Raw genomic sequence first — 19,456 nt, 5'->3', positions numbered from 1 at the left:
CATTTTTTTATTGCATATCGAATAAATGTTTTTCCGCATGGTATGAAGAACGAACCAAAGGCCCCGATTCTACATATTTAAAGCCCATTTCCAAACCTATTTGTTTGTATTTATCAAATTGTGCAGGCGTAATCCAATCAATCACCGGATGATGTGCTTTCGTCGGTTGAAGATATTGACCTAAAGTCAAAATATGCACACCAACGTTATACAAATCTTGCATCGCTTCGATTACATCTTCTTCCGTCTCTCCTAGCCCAAGCATAATACCTGATTTTGTTCGTAATCCTGCTTCCGAAATACGACGAAGGCATTCTAAAGAACGATCATATTTCGCCTGTATGCGAACTTCTCTTGTTAAACGACGAACAGTTTCTAAATTGTGTGAAACTACCTCAGGACGCACAGCAATTACGCGTTCCAAATTCTCCCATTGTCCTTTAAAATCAGGAATCAACGTCTCTAATGTCGTTTCAGGACTTTCGCGACGAATAGCATTAATAGTTTCTGCCCAAATCGTAGAACCACCATCTTTTAAATCATCACGATCCACCGAAGTAATTACACAATGCTTTACCTGCATCAACTTCACGGAATTCGCTACACGATTTGGCTCATCCGTATCCACAGCCAATGGTCGACCCGTTGCTACCGCACAGAATGAACATGATCGTGTACAGATATTCCCCAAAATCATAAATGTAGCCGTTCCTGCTCCCCAACATTCACCCATGTTAGGACAATTGCCACTCTCACAAATCGTATGTAATTTATGCTCGTCTACTAAATTACGAACATGACGATACTCTTTTCCTACAGGAAGCTTTACACGCAACCAATCAGGCTTGCGCTGTGTCTGTTGGACAGGTATAACGGGTAGTTCTATCATAACACAAATGTAAGCAAACTTTGCAAAATCTATAAATGATAATTTATTACTGCAATCATCAATTTGTAATATTCGAAACCACTCCACAAAAAAAGCTTTCCAAAAATTGGAAAGCTTTTAAATAATAAAAATAATTTACCTAAGTAGTGGTATTAAAATTCAAATCCTACACCAAACGATAATACTCTGTTCTTAACATCATTTGATGGAAACTTGTCTCCAGCAATATTAGTAAGACCTAGTCCATAATTAGCGTTGATCAAGAAACCACCTGGCAATTTCACTCCAGCAGTAATATTAGCACCAAAATCAACCCCTTTCAATGTTTCATCCTTACCGAACTTAAATTCATTCAAAGTAGTTGATGAAGCATCTCCATTTCCTGATATAGCATTTAACTTATTTTTTCCGCTCACACCAAAACCCACATATGGACCAGCGCCTAATTGTAATTCAGCAGCACCTACAGGCAATTTACCTACAAAATTAACTGGAACTTCAATCCACATTGTATTTTGATTTAACTCGTATGTAGTACCGTTGAATTTATATTCAGCAAATTTAGCTCCTTTACCTTGCAATGAAATTCCTGGTTGTATTGCAAAGTTTTGGTTGATGTTTGCATTCAAATAACCAGTGATATAGAAATTCAATGCAGACTTTGTATCAGACAAATCATCCGAACTTCCATAGCTATATGATGGAAGAGTAACACCTGCTTTTAATCCATAACCAGTTTGAGCTTGTGCTCCTGCTGCCATTAATAATGCCGCACCTAGAGATAGTAAAACTTTTTTCATGCCTTAATATATTTAATTTAAATTATGCTGTTACCCTGAATCCCAAATGAGTAACATATCCCAAAGGCATTTGCAAATTTGATACCAAAAATTAAAGCCTGGATATTTATGTTTTATTTGAATTTATTTTTGGCAATTACAAAATTAAGAGTTACTTTTGCACACCCAGTAAGGGAAAAGGGTCGGATGGCCGAGTGGCTAGGCAGAGGTCTGCAAAACCTCCTACAGCGGTTCGAATCCGCTTCCGACCTCGTTTAAAACGTAATATAAAATATTAAATACAATGGGAGTTACACGTTTAAAAAGAAAAGATAGAAGAAACAAAACTGTTTCACGTGTTGAAGTTCAGTTTTTGAAATTAGGCCGTAACATTGAACTAGGTTCTCGTTCACAAATGCCTAAAAAAAGTCAAATCGTTAAAAACGATGAAATCTTAAACAAATTAGCTGCTGACGCTAAATAGTTTTATTTCATTTCTATGATATAAAAAAGGTTTACATTCACATGTAAACCTTTTTTATTGTTCTGAAAATTTATCAAACAAAGAAAATCCCATATCGAATGATATGGGATTTAATATTTCGAAAGAATTTATTAGTCCTGAATAGCAGCAATACCAGGTAATACTTTACCTTCCATGTATTCCAATAGTGCCCCCCCCCCAGTACTTACATAGCTAACATGCTCTGTCATATCAAATTTGGCAACCGCAGCCGCTGAATCACCACCACCGATTAATGAGAATGCGCCTTGCTCTGTCGCTAACACAACAGCATCAGCTACAACTTTAGTTCCTGTAGCAAAAGTGTCGAATTCAAAAACTCCCATAGGGCCATTCCACAGTAATGTTTTCGAAGCTGAGATTACTTCTGCAAAATGCTTTGCTGATTCCGCACCGATATCTAGGCCTTCTAATCCAGCAGGAATTTGGTCATTAGGACCATCGTAAACATTTGCATCATTTGAAAATGCATCCGCAATTTGTGCATCTGTTGGCAATACCAAATTAACGCCTTTCGCTTCCGCTTTCTTTACTAACTCATTTGCTAAATCCAATTTATCATTTTCACAAAGTGAATTACCAATCTCGCCACCACGCGCTTTTACAAAAGTATAAGCCATACCGCCACCAATGATTAAGTTGTCCACTTTATCTAATAGTGCTTCGATTAATTGGATCTTATCAGAAACTTTAGCTCCACCCATAATAGCTGTGAATGGACGCTCAGGATTGTTTAATACTTTTTCTGCATTCTTTAATTCCGACTCGATTAAGTAACCAAAGTATTTTGCATCGCCAAAAAATTGTGCAACAATAGCAGTAGAAGCGTGAGCACGGTGAGCTGTACCAAATGCATCATTCACATATACATCGCCCAATTTTGACAATTTCTCTGCAAAATCTTTATCACCTTTTTCTTCTTCTTTGTAGAAACGTAAATTTTCTAACAATAAAACTTCACCAGCTTTTAAGTTTGCAGCTTTATCAATTGCTTCTTGTCCTATACAATCATTTGCAAACTGTACATCTACACCTAATACTTTAGATAAATGAGCTACGATATGGCGCAAAGAGTATTTATCCGTAGGTCCATCTTTTGGTCTACCTAAGTGAGACATTAAAATTACAGAACCACCGTCATTTAATATTTTTTTAATAGTCGGGGCTGCACCTTGGATACGGTTATCGTCCGTGATATTGAAATTTTCATCAAAAGGAACGTTAAAGTCCACACGAATTAATACTTTTTTACCCGAAAAATTAAAGTTGTCAATTGTTTTCATATTCTTTTCCTGTAATCAAGAGGTTTTAGAAATATTGTTAAACAATATTTACCCTTGAAATGTATTTTTTTAGTTAAGTTGATTAAAGGTGTAAATATATAAAAAGCAAAGAAATATTTATATCTCTTTGCTTTTTAGTATTTAATAAATTTCTATAGCATAAGGTATTCGAGCTTGAATACCTGTATTTTGCATGATTTTTTGCAGCTCGCCAATATACTTTTGGTATTCGCCAAATTCTTCCCCTATCATATAAGCTTTTATTTTATCTTTTGATGTAGAAAGAATAGATGCAAAAGGTTCTTCTTTCGCAGGATATTCTTTGGTATAATACGAAGTAATTTTACCTTTTGATGCAGAAGCATTAATCGCAGTTTGCAAATTACCAATCTTATCTACTAAGCCTATTTCCAAAGCTTGATCTCCTGTCCACACACGCCCTTGTCCAATACTATCGACCTGCGCAACAGTCATATTGCGACCTTTTGCTACACGATCCATAAAAGTACCATAGATTTTATTGACCTCAACCTGAATAATTGCTTTCTCTTCTTCAGTAAGTGGTTTATCCATACTTCCCATTAGGCTTGCATATTTTCCAGTCTTAACCTCTTCAAATTTGATTCCCAATTTATTATTTAATAAATTTTTAGCATTCGGAATTAACCCAAATACACCGATAGAACCAGTTAGAGTCGATTTTTCAGCAAAGATTGAGTCAGCCGCAGCTGCGATATAATAACCACCTGAAGCAGCATAATCACCCATAGAAACAACTACAGGTTTAACTTTTTTTGTCAATTCTACTTCTCTCCAAATAATGTCTGAAGCTAAGGCTGAGCCTCCACCAGAATTCACACGCAAAACAACTGCCTTTACCTTATCATCTTGGCGTAGCTTGCGCAATTCACGTGAAATTTTATCTCCACCTATCTGACCTACATCCCCTTCTCCATCTACTATATCTCCATATGCATACAATACAGCAATTTCATCAGTTCCTTTACTATCTGCATTTTTACCGCCATATTTAGTTATAGATACTATAGAAATATCATCCTTTTCTTTAATATCTAGACGCTTTTTGATATCAGTAATAAGCTCATCTTTGTACAATTTGGCATCAATGAATTTATATTTTAATGCATCATCTGCATTACGAATTGCATAAGCATCTGCATATTGACGTAATGAATCTTTACTTATTTTTCTTCCAGCAGACAAATCATCCAAAAATGCTTCATAAATACTATTTAGGTATGAGTTAACTTGAAGTCGATTGGCTTCGCTCATTGAATTGAGCATAAAAGGCTCAACCGCCGACTTGTAAGTACCAACTTTGATCACTTGCATATCCACCCCCAATTTATCCAAAGCATCTTTCATAAACATAGTGCTCGAGCTTAATCCGCGAAAATCTAATGAACCTTGTGGATTTAAATAAATTTTATCAGCCACAGATGCTAAATAATATGCTTTTTGTGAATACCCATCAGAATAAGAAACAATAAATTTATCAGATTTTTTGAAATCAACTAAGGCATCACGAATAGCTTTTAATGTTGCGAAACCTGTCCCTACGGTGGTGGGATTAATAAAAATTCCTTTAATATTTGCATCTGTTTTAGCGGCTTCAATTTTAGCAAGAATATCATTTAATCCTATTTCATTAGGAGATACTCCAAATGGTAAATCGAGATCAGCGAATGGATTTGATTCTGTTTTTTCAATAATGTTGTAATCCATTGAAAGATATAGCACAGAATTAGCCGGCGCAGGTACATTTGCATCTTTCGATGAACTCGATACCAACACAGCTATTAAAAATATAAAACCAAAGAACAATATCACACCTGTAATCAATACACCTGTAATAGTTGCAAGTACTTGTTTAAAAAAATTCATATGTTAACAGTAATTTAAGTAATAAATTTACAGCAATTAAATCTAAAACAAAGAAAAAATATAACATATGAGTATAGTTAATGAAATTTATATATTGCTGGGTGCAAATTTAGGAGATCCAATTACACAGTTAGGGAAGGCAAGAGAATTATTAAAACAGAAGCTAGGAAATTTAGTCAAAGCATCGTCGGTATATCAATCAGAAGCTTGGGGCGTAGAAGATCAACCCATTTTTTTGAATCAAGTTTTGCTAATAGAAACGGATAAATCAGCGGATGAAAGTCTATTAATCTGTCAAAATATTGAAAATGAATTGGGTCGCATTCGAAAAGAAAAATGGGGTGCGAGACTGATTGATATAGATATTTTATATTTTAACTCTGAAATCATCGATAAGCCATTGTTAAAAATCCCCCATCCCTATATACAAGATCGAAAATTTACACTACAGCCACTTTGCGAGATAGCTAACAGCTACAAACATCCAAAATTAAATCTTACTAATGAACAATTATTATTAATTTGCAAAGATAACCTTGAAGTTGTAAAAATCTAGAGAAATGAGTTTCAAAATTATAAATCTGGACACTATCAAACAGTCCATGATGGGGAATGAAGATCTGATTAAGCAGTTGGTTGATTTGTACATTGTACAATCGCCTACTGATTTCAAAGCCCTAGAAGATGCTATTATTTCGGGCGAACTTGATCTCATTCGACAGCGCGCACACCACATAAAGCCCACAATGCAATACATCGGTGCAGAAAATTTATTACAACATTTTCAAATTTTAGAGGCTAAAGCAAAAGAGCGCGTTTCAATTGCTGAAATCGAAGATATATTTCTTCAAATCAAACCTAAGTTCCAGCTTATGTTGGACGAACTTCACAGCCTATCAACTAGCTAACTCATATTAGTCCTTCCATAATAGATTTAAATAAACACTTATAAATCTATTATACTGTTTATCAGAAGCTAACTACAAGCTTAAAGTAATCCTAAAAAGGAGCAAATCTTATGCGATATTTTTAATAAGTTTGTATTGGAATAGAATACATTTACATGGCATATAAGGGCAATTCATTTAAAAATAATACGCAAAATAAAAGTTCGAGGGAATCGAAAAATGCTGCTAAAACATCGAGTCCTAAAAGAGAGCCGTTATTAAAGCCTTTCAATACAATAGACTTCTCCGAGGGACAACGTAAAGCACTAAAAATAGCTGGTCTATTTTTAATTCTATGTTCATTCTTATTAGCTGTAGCCTTCACATCTTACTTATTTACTTGGAAAGAGGATCAAAGCTATATCAGTGCAACTAATGGTTCGTGGAGTACACTCTTTGGAACCAATGAAGAATTGGCTGATGTGAGTGTAGAATTACCAGTTGTAGAAAACAAATTGGGTAAATTAGGTGCGTTGCTTGCCAATCAATTTATTTTCGAATGGTTTGGAGTAGCCTCCTTCCTATTCGTTTTTTTAGCATTTGTACTCGGTTACAAATTATTATATCAGAAATCATTACTTCCTATTTGGAAAACTATTCTTTATTCTATCATCGGCATAATTTTCTTGTCAGTTACATTGGGTTTTATTCAAGATTATATTGTTGAAACACCACATATATTAGAAGGTAAATTTGGATATTGGACCAATCAATTGTTGAATGCGCAAATTGGAAAATTTGGCGTTGGAGGTATTATTATATTCGCATATTTGGTGGCTCTGGTCTTGATTTACAATTTAGATCTAAAGTTGGCGATAACTAATTTAGCACCATCGAAGGATGAAGCACAGGATTATGATCTTGTAGAGGAGAAGCCAATTGTTAAATCAAATGCAATTCAGACAGCGCCAAAAGATGAAGAAGATAATGAACAGGAAGACAACATTGACGGTGCAGTAATCGAAGTTTCGAATACCTTGCGAAATATACGTACAGATGCAACAATACCTACTGTCAATGATCGCTATGCACACTTGCATGATCCTGAAAGAGATGAAGATGAAGCTGATTTGGACGAGGAAGAAAACGCGGCAAGCGTAACGTTCGAAACAAAGGCACCAGAAATTAATGCAGAGAATGTCAATTCAATTGATTTATCTGTGAACGCTCCTTTAGTAATCGAGCCTGTGGCTACTGATGAACTTGTCGAAGAAGTTGCCTTGGCTGTAACAGAAGTAAAAGAAGAAAAACAAATTACGGCAAATGATCTTGTAGCTCAATTTGGCGAATATGACCCTAAGCTTGATTTGTCAGGCTACCAATATCCTACTTTGGATTTATTGAAAGAGTATGGAACAGGTAAAATCACAATTAATCAACAAGAGTTAGAAGCGAATAAAAATCGTATTGTAGATACCCTACGTAACTACAATATCGAAATCGAACATATTAAAGCGACAATTGGACCTACGGTAACATTGTATGAAATCATCCCGAAACCAGGGGTGCGTATCTCAAAAATCAAGAATTTGGAAGACGATATCGCTTTAAGCTTAGCGGCGTTGGGTATTCGTATTATCGCGCCTATGCCAGGTAAAGGAACAATCGGTATCGAAGTGCCAAATAGCTCACCTGAGATGGTCTCCATGCGTTCGGTTATTGCTACAGAGAAGTTCCAAAAAACGGATATGGACTTGCCTATTGCATTGGGTAAAACTATTTCAAATGAAGTATACATTGCAGATTTGGCTAAAATGCCTCACCTGCTTGTAGCTGGTGCTACAGGTCAAGGTAAATCTGTCGGGATCAATGCCATTTTGACTTCGTTATTGTACAAGAAACATCCAGCAGAACTAAAATTTGTTCTTGTCGATCCTAAGAAAGTTGAACTTTCGCTTTTCAAAAAAGTAGAAAGACATTTTTTAGCAAAATTGCCTGGCGAAGAAGACGCAATTATTACCGACACCAAGAAGGCTATCAATACATTGAATTCCCTTTGTATTGAGATGGATCAGCGATATGACTTATTAAAAAATGCGCAGGTACGTAACTTAAAGGAATATAATGCAAAATTTATCAATCGCAGATTAAACCCTGAGGAGGGTCATCGATTCTTACCTTTTATAGTTCTTATTGTTGATGAATTTGCGGATTTGATGATGACAGCGGGTAAAGAAGTCGAAGCGCCTATTGCACGTCTAGCACAATTAGCTCGTGCCATCGGTATTCACTTGGTGATTGCGACGCAACGTCCTTCGGTAAATATTATTACAGGTACTATCAAAGCCAATTTCCCTGCACGTCTAGCATTCAGGGTGTTGTCCAAGATAGATTCACGTACGATATTGGATTCGGGTGGTGCGGATCAATTAATCGGTCGAGGTGATATGTTATTGTCGTCAGGATCTGATTTGATACGTATTCAGTGTGCGTTTGTTGATACACCTGAAGTGGAGGGTATATCGGATTATATTGGTGGTCAACGTGGTTATCCATCGGCATTTATGTTGCCAGAATACGTAGATGAATCTGGTGAAGGCTCGGGTTCTATGGATTTTGATTTGTCCGATAGAGACCAACTTTTTGAAGATGCTGCTCGTCTTATCGTCATGCATCAACAAGGCTCTACATCTTTGATTCAACGTAAGTTGAAATTAGGATACAATAGAGCAGGAAGAATCATTGATCAATTGGAAGCTGCAGGGATTGTAGGTCCATTTGAAGGAAGTAAAGCAAGAGAAGTTTTATATCCCGATGAGTACTCTTTGGAACAGTTTTTAGAAACGTTAAGAAAAGATTAGTTACAATGAAAAAACTGTTATTATCAATTGCTATTGCAGGAAGTACACTTTTGTCTTTTGCACAAACTGATGCTGCCGCAAAGAAAATTTTAAACGATGTATCTAAAAAATACAGCTCATATCGTACTATTCAGTCTGATTTTAGTCTGAGCATTCAGGATGCGAATAAAAAGACGCATACGACAACAGGTGTGATGTATTTCAACAAACCACAGAACCAATATGCTATTTCTTTGCCTGAGCAAGAAATTATTTCGGATGGGAAATCGGTTTGGAGTATTTCAAAAGATATCAAAGAAGTTCAAGTCTCAGAAAACGAGAACAATGGCAATACTATTGGTCCAAATAATCTTTTTAATTTTTACCAAAAAGGCTACAAGTATGTATTGATGCCCGATGAGAAAATAATAAGGCAAGGAAATACAGAATCCGCCAAAGTTATTGAGTTGTCTCCAGAAGACACAAAGACGAACTATTTCAAGATCAAATTGCGCATCAACAAAAATAACCACATACAGGATGTAACTATTTTTGACAAGTCTAGCAATAAATACACGTATACAATTAATACGCTTTACCTAGGTAAAAAGTTTGATCCAAAAATGTTTACTTTTTCGAAAGACAAATTCAAGGGTTATGAAGTTGTAGATTTGAGATAAACAAAAAATGCTAGTTTTAAAAAACTAGCATTTTTTGTTTTAATGAATTGTAGTATTTGATTAAATATTTACAACTTTCATTTTTGGAACAAGCGATTTCATAATTGACCACGCAATGATATACGACAAAGCACAAATGCTAAACATAATCGTATAGCCTGTTTCTATATTGCCTAAAGAATCGTATTTATCGAATAAATATCCGCCTAACTTGGACATTACTACACCACCAATACCACCAGCCATTCCACCGATACCTGTTACAGAAGCAACCGTAGTCTTAGGAAACATGTCCGATACAGTCGTAAATATATTAGCCGACCAAGCTTGATGAGCCGAAGCACCAATACCAATCAAAATAACCGGAACCCAAAATGAGATTTCACCAAATGGCTGTGCCAATAACACTACCAGAGGGAATAATGCAATAATAAACATAGCTTTCATTCGTCCATCGTAGGCATTGTAACCTTTATTAATGAAATACATTGGAAACCAGCCCCCTCCTATACTTCCAAACATTGTCATACTGTACAAGACAGCTAATGGAAGCATTATTTGAGTACCAGTCATCGCGTATTGATCTTTCAGGAAAGATGGTAACCAGAATAAGAAAAACCACCAAACGCCATCAGTCATAAATTTACCAATTACAAAAGCCCAAGTTTGTTTGAAACCTAATAACTTGTGCCAAGCAATTGTCGGTTTAATTTCATTTCCTGATTCGTCTTCAGTTTGGATGACAGTATCACTATTAATATATTCCAATTCTGAGGCAGAAAGTCTTTTTTGCTTTGAAGGTTTTTCATAGAATATAAACCAAAATATCAACCATAAAAATCCAACCGCACCGACAACCCAGAATGCAGATTGCCATCCCCATTTTACGGCCATCCATGGCACAGTCAAAGGTGCTAAGATCGCACCTACATTTGATCCCGAGTTAAAAATCCCTGTAGCTAGAGCGCGTTCTTTTTTTGGAAAATATTCCGCTGTTGTCTTAATAGCCGCAGGAAAGTTTCCTGATTCACCAAAACCTAATAAAACACGTGAAACCATAAATCCTACTACAGAAATAGATAAACCTGTGATCCCTAATACACCTAAAATAGTTGTCGAGATCTCACCAATTTGTACGGCATACGCATGAAGTATAGCAGCTATAGACCAAATAACAATTGCCCAAGCAAAACCTTTCTTTGTACCTAACTTATCAATAAAGCGTCCTGCAAACAGCATCGCTATCGCATAAGAAAATTGAAATGCTGCCGTAATATTAGCGTAATCAGATTTACTCCATCCAAACTCTTCTTCAAGCATCGGATGCAATAAACTTAATACTTGTCTATCCAGGTAATTAATAGTCGTTGCGAAAAAAAGCAAGGCACATATAGTCCACCTATATTTTCCAATATTCTTCATAATATTATATTAAATAATTTAGTTATCGTTTTTAATTTAAACTTCTAGCTTCCCAAGATTCCTAATTCCAAACCACGTAATTCAGCTAATCCTCTTAATCTACCTATTGCAGAATAGCCTGGATTTGTTACTTTACTCAGATCATCTAGCATTTGATGTCCATGATCAGGGCGGAATGGAATAGGTTGATCGCGTTTTTGATTTTCCTCAAGAATTGCTTTCATCACATTGTACATGTCTACATTGCCGTCCAAATGATCAGACTCATAGAAGTTTCCAATTTCATCGATACGCACATTACGCAAATGCGTAAAATAAACACGATCCTTTATAAGCTCAAAAATGGCTAACAAATCATTATTAGGATTAGCACCGAGAGAACCAGTGCAGTAGCAAAATCCATTAAAAGATTTGTCAACTCCTCTTAAAAGCTCCTGGTAATTCTCGTAATTTGAAACGATGCGTGGTAAACCTAGAATAGGAAATGGAGGATCGTCTGGATGAATAGTCATCTTGATTCCTGTGGATTCGCAAGTTTCAGCTATTTCATTCAAAAACCAAATTAAGTTGTTTCGAAGCCCCTCAGTACCTATATTTTTGTATATCTCTATACTCGCTGTTAAATCTTCCAATAAGATTTCCTTTTCGGTTGGAATTCCCATTAGAATATTTTGGGCCAAAGCTTTTTTGTCATCTTCAGAAAGCGTAGCTATTTTTTGGTCAACTTCTTTCAAAATGATTTCATTATAATCCTGCTGCGCTCCTTCCCTTTTCAGAATATGAATATCAAATAATGCTAAATCTGACCAATTGAAATACAGTGCCTTAGAGCCGTCTTTCATTTCATATGCTAAATCTGTACGGGTCCAGTCTAGTACAGGCATGAAATTATAGCAAACCGTAAAAATGCCACATTCAGCTAGATTACTTAGAGTTTGTTTGTAATTCTCAATATATTTTGCGGCGTCTGCTGATTTTGTCTTTATCGATTCATGTACGGGAACTGATTCTACCACTGACCAGACTAAACCTGCTGCTTCAATTGTATTTTTTCTTTCTAATATATCCGCAACGGGCCATACTTCGCCATGTGGAATATAATGTAGTGCAGACACGATACCTGTTGCACCTGCTTGTTTTACATCAGACAAACTCACCGAATCGTTCGGTCCATACCATCTCCAAGTTTGCTCTAATTTTTGTTTACTCATTTACCTAAATTATTAAACTCCAGACCATGCTGAAAATCCACCATCTACATACAAAATCTCACCGTTAATAAAACTTGCGGCATCACTTAATAGAAATACCAAAGCACCTTCCAATTCTGAAGGACTTCCAAGTCTTGAAAATGGCGTATTACGAATAAATTTTTCACCACGCTCGGTATAAGTTCCATCCGGATTAGTTACCAACGCTCGATTTTGTTCTGTCAAGAATACCCCTGGTGCAATTGCATTTACACGAACACCATCGCCATAGCGTAAAGACAACTCTGTAGCCATCCACTTTGTATAGCCTACTATACCCGTTTTTGCAACCGTATAACCTAATACACGTGTGATAGCTTGATGCGACGAAAGAGAAGCGATATTTATAATCGAACCTTTACCCTTTTCGGCTATTACCTGTCCAAAAACTTGCGTTGGGATAATAGTGCCATTAAGATTAAGTTCAATTGCTGCTATCGTGTCGGACACACTTACATCAAATAAGTTTTTATCTGGACCAATAGTAGCATTAGGCATATTTCCACCAGCCGCATTTACTAAGCCATCGATGGTACCCCATTTATCTAAAATTTCTTGCTTTGCTTTAATAATTTGTTCTTCTATCAATACATCCGCTTGTATAGCGATTGCTTCGCTGCCTAAAGATTCAACAAGACGAACACGCTCTGTGGCCTTTTCCGCATTTCTTCCAATAATCGCAACTTTTGCTCCCGCTTCGGCTAATGCTTTCACGAATGACTCGCCGAGAATGCCTGTTCCTCCGGTGATAACAATGACCTTTCCCTTCAGGGAAAACTGATCCAAAATACCCATGATATGATACTGCTCTCTAAATAAGGTTTATAACTAACATAAAGGTGCTAATATCATGCTGGAATTAAAAGATTTTAGCGGCATTTTTTTACGATAACGATTTCGCAAAATTAGAAGTGTAGTCTTCAAGGTATTCGTTAAAGTATTCGTAATTTGGATGATTATAAATCAATCCATGAATAATCCTACTAATCGCGTATTATGTTTTGGTGAATTGCTCATACGTTTGCAATCCACAGTTGATTCCTTTTTTACTATAGGTCAAAATAATTTAAAAATATATCCTGGTGGTTCTGAAGCGAATGTCGCTGTGACTTTAGGGAAACTAAATATTCCTACATCCTATTTTAGTGCTGCTCCTTTCAATGCTTTAACAAAAGAAATTGAAGATTTATTGGAGTCAAATAATGTGGACACTTCCAAAATTTTACACCAAGGCGATCGCATTGGTTCGTATTATTTGCTTTCAGCAAATGGCCTCACGAATGGTGAGGTAATCTATGATCGCAAATATTCTTCATTTAGTAATTTGAAATCAGAAGATATAAATTGGGATAAATTATATGAAGGGATAGAATGGTTTCACTTTACGGCGATTACTCCAGCACTCAGTGAAGATTTAGCCTTTTTGACTGAGAAAGCGTTAGCTGAAGCGTCTAAACGGAATATAATCATTTCTGTAGATTTAAATTATCGAAGTAAATTATGGCAATATGGTAAAAATCCTATTGACATCATGCCAAACTTAATCCAATACGCAGATGTTGTGATGGGAAATATTTGGGCTTCGAATAAAATGTTGGGAACGAGTATTGACGAATCTTTGGACAGAAATACTCCCAAAGAAGATTATGTAAAGTTCGCGAATCAAGTAGCGCAAGCAACCTTCGAAAAATTCCCGAAAGTAAAACATATTGCCAATACATTCCGATTCATGGATAATCCACAGCACAATTTGTTTTATGGTACATACCATAATCGTGAAACGAATACATATTCTGAAACTCGACTAACAAATGAGGTTGTCGATCGTATCGGAAGTGGCGATGCATTTATGGCGGGGTTGATTTATGCAATAATAAAGAAATTAGCTCCACAAGAAATTATCGATACAGCAACGTCTGCTGGTTTCGAAAAACTTTTTGTAGAAGGTGATTTTGGAAATGGAAAAATATAAAAGATGAGTATACTAGAAACCATAAAACACTACCCGGTCATTCCGGTTTATTATAATGACGATGTAGAAAAATGTATCAATACATTAAAGGATTGTTATAAAGGAGGAATACGGGTATTTGAATTTGTAAATCGGGGTGAGAAAGCCTTCGAAAATTTCAAAGCGTTGTTAGCGTATAAAAACGAACATTTCCCTGATCTAAAACTTGGAATTGGAACCATCAAAACTGCACAACAAGCAAAGGACTTTGCAGATGCGGGTACAGAATTCTTAGTAAGTCCAATTGTAAAAGCTGAGATCGCTGCAGTAGCAAAAGAATACAATTTAGATTGGATTCCGGGCTGTATGACGCCTACAGAAATTGCCTTTGCAGAAGAATTAGATGCTAAATTGGTAAAGTTGTTTCCAGGTGATTCTTTAGGTGTTAATTTTTTGAAAGCTATAAAACCTCTCTTCCCAAACCTAAAATTCATGCCGACAGGTGGCGTAGACACAACACCCGAAAGCATCAAATCTTGGAGAGAAGCCGGAGTATTTTCCGTAGGATTAGGTTCTAAATTATTTGCTGATCCGACCGATTCTTCTAATGAAAATTGGTTAGCAGAAAGATGCAGTAATTTGCTTGAATGGGCTAAATAATCCCAATTTTGATATAAAATACGAAAGGCTTTCCAAAATTTGGAAAGCCTTTCGTATTTATGAAGAGAAGAAGATTAATCTTCTTCTTTAGAAGCTAATAATTGATCGTACTCTTCACGAGAACCAACAATAATGTTGCTGTACGAACGTAAACCAGTACCTGAAGGAATCAAGTGACCAACGATTACGTTTTCTTTCAATCCTAATAAGTTATCACGTTTACCTGCGATAGCTGCCTCATTCAATACTTTCGTAGTCTCTTGGAAAGAGGCTGCTGAAATGAATGATTTAGTACCTAATGAAGCTCTTGTAATACCTTGAAGCATTGGACTAGAAGTTGCAGGAACTGCATCTCTTACTTGTACCAATTTCAAATCTTGACGTTTCAAGTTAGAGTTTTCTTCACGTAATCCACGTAAAGTAACGATCTGACCTGGACGTAAGTTATTAGAATCACCTGCATCCACAACTACTTTCTTATCGAAGATAGTATCGTTTTCTTCCATGAAATCCCATTTGTTTACGGCTTCTTTTTCTAAGAAACGAGTATCTCCTGGATCTTCAATGTGAACTTTTTGCATCATTTGGTGAACGATTGTCTCAAAGTGTTTATCGTTGATTTTTACACCTTGAAGACGGTAAACCTCTTGAATACCATTTACGATATAATGTTGAACTGCCGAAGGACCTTTGATATTTAAGATATCACCTGGAGCAATCTGACCATCTGATAATGGCATACCTGCTTTGATAAAGTCATTATCTTGTACTAAGATGTGTTTCGAAAGTGGAACTAAGTATTTTTTAACTTGACCATCACGCGATTCGATAGAAACCTCACGGTTACCACGTTTAACACCACCTAAAGTTACAACACCATCAATCTCTGTAACAACAGCAGGATTTGAAGGGTTACGTGCTTCGAATAATTCCGTTACACGTGGAAGACCACCCGTAATATCTCGTGTCTTACCTGTAGAACGTGGAATCTTAACTAAGATAGCACCTTCTTTCAATTTCTGACCATCAGATACGGAAACGTGAGCTCCAACTGGAATATTGTATGAACGAATTACCTCACCTTTGTTGTCAAGAACTTTGATAGTAGGGTTTTTCGTTTTATCACGTGTTTCGATAATTACTTTCTCTTTGTGACCAGTTTGATCATCTGACTCTTCACGGAAGGTAACACCTTCAATGATTGCATCAAACTCAACCTTACCAGCAAACTCAGAGATAATTACCGCATTGTATGGATCCCAATCAACAAGTTTAGCACCTTTTTCAACTTTATCACCTTCTTTAACGTATAAGTTCGATCCGTAAGGGATGATTTGTTGGTAAAGAACTTTACCGTTATTAACGATTTTGATCTCTCCCGAACGTCCTAATACAACTTGGTATGGACCTTCTTCGCCTTCTTTCTCTACTGTACGTACATTTTCGAATTCTACAGTACCTTCGTATTTAGCAATAACTGCTGAATCAGAAGCAATGTTAGAAGCCGTACCACCCACGTGGAACGTACGAAGTGTCAACTGTGTACCTGGCTCACCAATTGATTGTGCTGCGATTACACCGACAGCTTCACCCAATTGAACGCGTTTACCAGATGCTAAGTTACGACCGTAACAGCAAGCACATACACCACGTTTAGATTCACACGTCAATACTGAGCGAATTTCTAAACCTTCGATACCTGCTTCGTCAATAGCTTGCGCTACTTCCTCAGTAATATCATCGTTAGCCGCAACGATAAGTTCGTTAGTCTCTGGATGTACAACATCATTCAATGGTGTACGACCTAAGATACGATCGTATAATGGCTCAACGATATCATCGTTATCTTTTAATGCTGTTGTATAAATACCTCTTAAACCTCCACAGTCAAAATCTACAACGATCATGTCTTGTGCTACGTCATGTAAACGACGAGTCAAGTAACCCGCATCGGCTGTTTTTAATGCCGTATCGGCAAGACCTTTACGCGCACCGTGAGTAGAGATAAAGTATTCTAATACAGATAGACCTTCTTTGAAGTTTGATAAAATCGGGTTTTCGATAATTTCACCACCAGAAGATCCTGATTTTTGAGGCTTAGCCATCAAACCACGCATACCTGCTAACTGACGAATCTGCTCTTTCGAACCACGGGCTCCAGAATCCAACATCATATATACAGAGTTGAAACCTTGATTATCATTCGAAAGAATATCCATAACGTGTGCTGTCAACTTATTGTTGATACGTGTCCAGATATCGATGATTTGGTTATAGCGCTCGTTGTTTGTAATGAAACCCATATTATAGTTATTCATTACATCCTCTACTTCAGCAGTAGCTTGCGCAATCAATTCAGTTTTAGCAGCAGGAATTTGAACGTCTTGTAAGTTGAATGACAGACCTCCTTTGAAGGCTGTTTGGAAACCTAATTCCTTCATATCATCCAAGAATTGAGCTGCACGAGCCATACCTGTATTTTTCACGATATCACCAATTACATTACGTAATGATTTCTTCGTTAAAATCTCGTTGATAAATCCAACTTCTTCAGGTACAATTTGGTTGAAAATTACACGACCTACAGTAGTTTCGATAATTTTTTGAACCAACTCACCATTTTCATTCAAGTCTTTAGTTCTAACTTTAATCCAAGAGTGAAGATCTACTTGTTTCTCATTCAAGGCAATGATTACCTCTTCTGGAGAATAGAACGTACTTCCCTCACCCTTCATTTTACGTGTCTCGTCAGATTTACGGCCTTTAGTAATATAATAAAGACCCAATACCATATCTTGTGAAGGTACAGTAACTGGAGAACCGTTTGCAGGGTTAAGAATATTGTGTGCCGCCAACATTAAGATTTGTGCTTCCAAAATTGCAGCATTACCTAATGGTAAGTGAACCGCCATCTGGTCACCATCGAAATCGGCGTTGAACGCTGTACACACTAATGGGTGCAATTGAATCGCTTTACCTTCTACTAATGTAGGTTGGAAAGCTTGAATACCCAAACGGTGAAGCGTAGGCGCACGGTTAAGTAATACTGGGTGTCCTTTTAATACATTCTCAAGGATATCCCATACGATAGGATCTTTACGATCTACGATTTTCTTAGCCGATTTTACAGTTTTTACAACACCACGCTCGATCATTTTACGAATGATGAATGGTTTGTAAAGCTCTGCAGCCATATCTTTAGGAAGACCACACTCGTGTAATTTCAAGTGAGGACCAACAACAATTACCGAACGAGCGGAGTAATCCACACGTTTACCTAATAAGTTTTGACGGAAACGACCTTGTTTACCTTTCAAAATATCAGATAATGATTTCAACGCACGGTTACCTTCTGTTTTCACAGCGTTAACTTTACGTGAGTTATCAAATAACGAATCAACAGCTTCTTGAAGCATACGTTTTTCGTTACGTAAGATTACTTCTGGTGCTTTGATTTCGATCAAACGTTTCAAACGGTTGTTACGGATAATCACACGACGGTATAAGTCATTTAAATCCGAAGTCGCGAAACGACCACCATCCAAAGGAACTAAAGGACGTAACTCTGGTGGAATGATAGGAACGATCTTCACAATCATCCATTCTGGACGATTTTCAATACGGTCTCTAGAACCACGGAAAGCTTCTACAACGTGGAGACGTTTTAACGCTTCGTTTTTACGTTGTTGTGAAGTTTCATTAGCTGCTTGGTGACGTAAATCGTATGATAATTTATCTAAATCAATGCGTTTTAATAATTCTTCCAACGCCTCAGCACCCATTTTAGCAACGAATTTTTGAGGGTCGTGATCATCAAGATATTGGTTTTCTTTTGGTAAAGTATCTAAAATATCTAAATACTCTTCTTCTGTCAAGAAATCCATAAAAGAAATACCATCATCTTCTTTGATACCTGCTTGAATAACAACGTATCTCTCGTAGTAGATGATCATATCTAATTTCTTCGTAGGAAGACCTAATAAGTAACCAATTTTATTAGGAAGAGAACGGAAGTACCAAATGTGTGCAACAGGCACAACTAATGCGATGTGTCCCATACGCTCACGACGTACTTTTTTCTCCGTAACCTCCACACCACAACGGTCACACACTATACCTTTATAACGGATACGTTTGTATTTACCACAGTGACATTCGTAATCCTTTACTGGACCGAAGATACGCTCACAGAATAAACCATCACGTTCAGGTTTGTATGTACGATAGTTGATCGTTTCTGGTTTAGTAACCTCACCGCTTGAACGCTCCAAAATAGTTTCTGGAGAAGCTAAGCTAATCGTGATTGAAGTAAAGTTACTTTTAATTTTATTATCTTTTTTGTAAGACATACGTTGTATAACTTAAAGATGTATGTTAGAGCATAAGA

Annotated in this window: 15 protein-coding genes and 1 tRNA gene; 8 read left to right on the top strand and 8 right to left on the bottom strand. The window is 36.6% G+C overall.

From position 1 onward, the window contains the following. Positions 1-7 precede the first annotated feature (7 nt). The gene (gene lipA / locus GOQ16_RS08405) at positions 8-889 is read right to left on the bottom strand and encodes a lipoyl synthase (RefSeq protein WP_160068873.1); all 882 of its coding nucleotides are present in this window, start codon (positions 887-889) and stop codon (positions 8-10) included. A gap of 152 nt (positions 890-1,041) precedes the next feature. Further along, the gene (locus tag GOQ16_RS08400) at positions 1,042-1,689 is read right to left on the bottom strand and encodes an outer membrane beta-barrel protein (protein WP_160068872.1); all 648 of its coding nucleotides are present in this window, start codon (positions 1,687-1,689) and stop codon (positions 1,042-1,044) included. Positions 1,690-1,869: 180 nt separating this feature from the next. Here GOQ16_RS08400 and GOQ16_RS08395 point away from each other — a divergent pair. Together GOQ16_RS08395 and GOQ16_RS08390 are read left to right on the top strand one after the other, a co-directional pair. Further along, a tRNA-Cys gene (locus tag GOQ16_RS08395) sits at positions 1,870-1,940 on the top strand. Between the two features lie 32 nt (positions 1,941-1,972). Then, the gene (locus GOQ16_RS08390) at positions 1,973-2,152 is read left to right on the top strand and encodes a spore protein (RefSeq protein WP_149913080.1); all 180 of its coding nucleotides are present in this window, start codon (positions 1,973-1,975) and stop codon (positions 2,150-2,152) included. 131 nt (positions 2,153-2,283) lie between these two features. Here GOQ16_RS08390 and GOQ16_RS08385 read toward each other — a convergent pair whose 3' ends face one another. Beyond that, entirely contained in the window at positions 2,284-3,474 is a 1,191-nt protein-coding gene (locus tag GOQ16_RS08385; RefSeq protein WP_160068871.1) for a phosphoglycerate kinase, read from the bottom strand. A gap of 141 nt (positions 3,475-3,615) precedes the next feature. Beyond that, positions 3,616-5,379, bottom strand: coding sequence for a signal peptide peptidase SppA (gene sppA / locus GOQ16_RS08380; RefSeq protein ID WP_160068870.1), 1,764 nt, complete (start codon positions 5,377-5,379; stop codon positions 3,616-3,618). 67 nt (positions 5,380-5,446) lie between these two features. Here sppA and folK point away from each other — a divergent pair, with 67 nt between their 5' ends. The 4 genes from folK to lolA1 all read left to right on the top strand — a co-directional run bounded on the left by folK (position 5,447) and on the right by lolA1 (position 9,786). After that, positions 5,447-5,935, top strand: a complete 489-nt coding sequence (gene folK / locus GOQ16_RS08375; protein WP_160068869.1) for a 2-amino-4-hydroxy-6-hydroxymethyldihydropteridine diphosphokinase — start codon at positions 5,447-5,449, stop codon at positions 5,933-5,935. A 4-nt stretch (positions 5,936-5,939) separates the two neighbouring features. Next, the gene (locus GOQ16_RS08370) at positions 5,940-6,287 is read left to right on the top strand and encodes a hypothetical protein (RefSeq protein ID WP_160068868.1); all 348 of its coding nucleotides are present in this window, start codon (positions 5,940-5,942) and stop codon (positions 6,285-6,287) included. Between the two features lie 155 nt (positions 6,288-6,442). Beyond that, positions 6,443-9,127, top strand: a complete 2,685-nt coding sequence (locus GOQ16_RS08365) for an FtsK/SpoIIIE family DNA translocase (protein ID WP_160068867.1) — start codon at positions 6,443-6,445, stop codon at positions 9,125-9,127. 5 nt (positions 9,128-9,132) lie between these two features. Continuing rightward, positions 9,133-9,786 carry an outer membrane lipoprotein periplasmic chaperone LolA1 gene (lolA1, locus tag GOQ16_RS08360; RefSeq protein ID WP_160068866.1) on the top strand — a complete coding sequence of 218 codons (654 nt, stop codon included), beginning with the start codon at positions 9,133-9,135 and terminating at the stop codon, positions 9,784-9,786. Positions 9,787-9,846: 60 nt separating this feature from the next. Here lolA1 and GOQ16_RS08355 read toward each other — a convergent pair whose 3' ends face one another. The 3 genes from GOQ16_RS08355 to GOQ16_RS08345 are packed head-to-tail and all read right to left on the bottom strand — an operon-like array spanning position 9,847 to position 13,253. Then, a complete protein-coding gene (locus tag GOQ16_RS08355; RefSeq protein WP_160068889.1) occupies positions 9,847-11,211 on the bottom strand; it encodes an MFS transporter in 1,365 nt (454 codons plus the stop codon). Positions 11,212-11,252: 41 nt separating this feature from the next. After that, positions 11,253-12,419, bottom strand: coding sequence for a mannonate dehydratase (uxuA, locus tag GOQ16_RS08350; RefSeq protein ID WP_160068865.1), 1,167 nt, complete (start codon positions 12,417-12,419; stop codon positions 11,253-11,255). 12 nt (positions 12,420-12,431) lie between these two features. Then, positions 12,432-13,253: an SDR family oxidoreductase gene (locus GOQ16_RS08345; RefSeq protein ID WP_160068864.1), complete on the bottom strand. Its 822-nt coding sequence runs from the start codon at positions 13,251-13,253 to the stop codon at positions 12,432-12,434. A gap of 175 nt (positions 13,254-13,428) precedes the next feature. Here GOQ16_RS08345 and GOQ16_RS08340 point away from each other — a divergent pair, with 175 nt between their 5' ends. Further along, positions 13,429-14,430, top strand: a complete 1,002-nt coding sequence (locus GOQ16_RS08340; RefSeq protein WP_160068863.1) for a sugar kinase — start codon at positions 13,429-13,431, stop codon at positions 14,428-14,430. Positions 14,431-14,433: 3 nt separating this feature from the next. After that, entirely contained in the window at positions 14,434-15,069 is a 636-nt protein-coding gene (locus GOQ16_RS08335) for a bifunctional 4-hydroxy-2-oxoglutarate aldolase/2-dehydro-3-deoxy-phosphogluconate aldolase (RefSeq protein WP_160068862.1), read from the top strand. A gap of 74 nt (positions 15,070-15,143) precedes the next feature. On the opposite strand, the gene rpoC is transcribed toward GOQ16_RS08335, so the two are convergent. After that, positions 15,144-19,418, bottom strand: a complete 4,275-nt coding sequence (gene rpoC / locus GOQ16_RS08330; protein WP_160068861.1) for a DNA-directed RNA polymerase subunit beta' — start codon at positions 19,416-19,418, stop codon at positions 15,144-15,146. Between the last annotated feature and the right edge of the window lie 38 nt (positions 19,419-19,456).

Origin of the sequence: Sphingobacterium bovisgrunnientis (assembly GCF_009829085.1) — a bacterium.
GTDB classification, from domain to species: Bacteria; Bacteroidota; Bacteroidia; order Sphingobacteriales; family Sphingobacteriaceae; genus Sphingobacterium; species Sphingobacterium bovisgrunnientis.
The sequence above is the reverse complement of the archived record's forward strand: the minus strand, read 5'-3'. Positions and strand labels throughout refer to the sequence as shown.

Coding starts and splice junctions, on each gene's coding strand:
- lipA (WP_160068873.1), bottom strand. CDS start 889: ATGATAGAACTACCCGTTATACCTGTCCAACAGACACAGCGCAAGCCT.
- GOQ16_RS08400 (WP_160068872.1), bottom strand. CDS start 1,689: ATGAAAAAAGTTTTACTATCTCTAGGTGCGGCATTATTAATGGCAGCA.
- GOQ16_RS08390 (WP_149913080.1), top strand. CDS start 1,973: ATGGGAGTTACACGTTTAAAAAGAAAAGATAGAAGAAACAAAACTGTT.
- GOQ16_RS08385 (WP_160068871.1), bottom strand. CDS start 3,474: ATGAAAACAATTGACAACTTTAATTTTTCGGGTAAAAAAGTATTAATT.
- sppA (WP_160068870.1), bottom strand. CDS start 5,379: ATGAATTTTTTTAAACAAGTACTTGCAACTATTACAGGTGTATTGATT.
- folK (WP_160068869.1), top strand. CDS start 5,447: ATGAGTATAGTTAATGAAATTTATATATTGCTGGGTGCAAATTTAGGA.
- GOQ16_RS08370 (WP_160068868.1), top strand. CDS start 5,940: ATGAGTTTCAAAATTATAAATCTGGACACTATCAAACAGTCCATGATG.
- GOQ16_RS08365 (WP_160068867.1), top strand. CDS start 6,443: ATGGCATATAAGGGCAATTCATTTAAAAATAATACGCAAAATAAAAGT.
- lolA1 (WP_160068866.1), top strand. CDS start 9,133: ATGAAAAAACTGTTATTATCAATTGCTATTGCAGGAAGTACACTTTTG.
- uxuA (WP_160068865.1), bottom strand. CDS start 12,419: ATGAGTAAACAAAAATTAGAGCAAACTTGGAGATGGTATGGACCGAAC.
- GOQ16_RS08345 (WP_160068864.1), bottom strand. CDS start 13,253: ATGGGTATTTTGGATCAGTTTTCCCTGAAGGGAAAGGTCATTGTTATC.
- GOQ16_RS08340 (WP_160068863.1), top strand. CDS start 13,429: ATGAATAATCCTACTAATCGCGTATTATGTTTTGGTGAATTGCTCATA.
- GOQ16_RS08335 (WP_160068862.1), top strand. CDS start 14,434: ATGAGTATACTAGAAACCATAAAACACTACCCGGTCATTCCGGTTTAT.
- rpoC (WP_160068861.1), bottom strand. CDS start 19,418: ATGTCTTACAAAAAAGATAATAAAATTAAAAGTAACTTTACTTCAATC.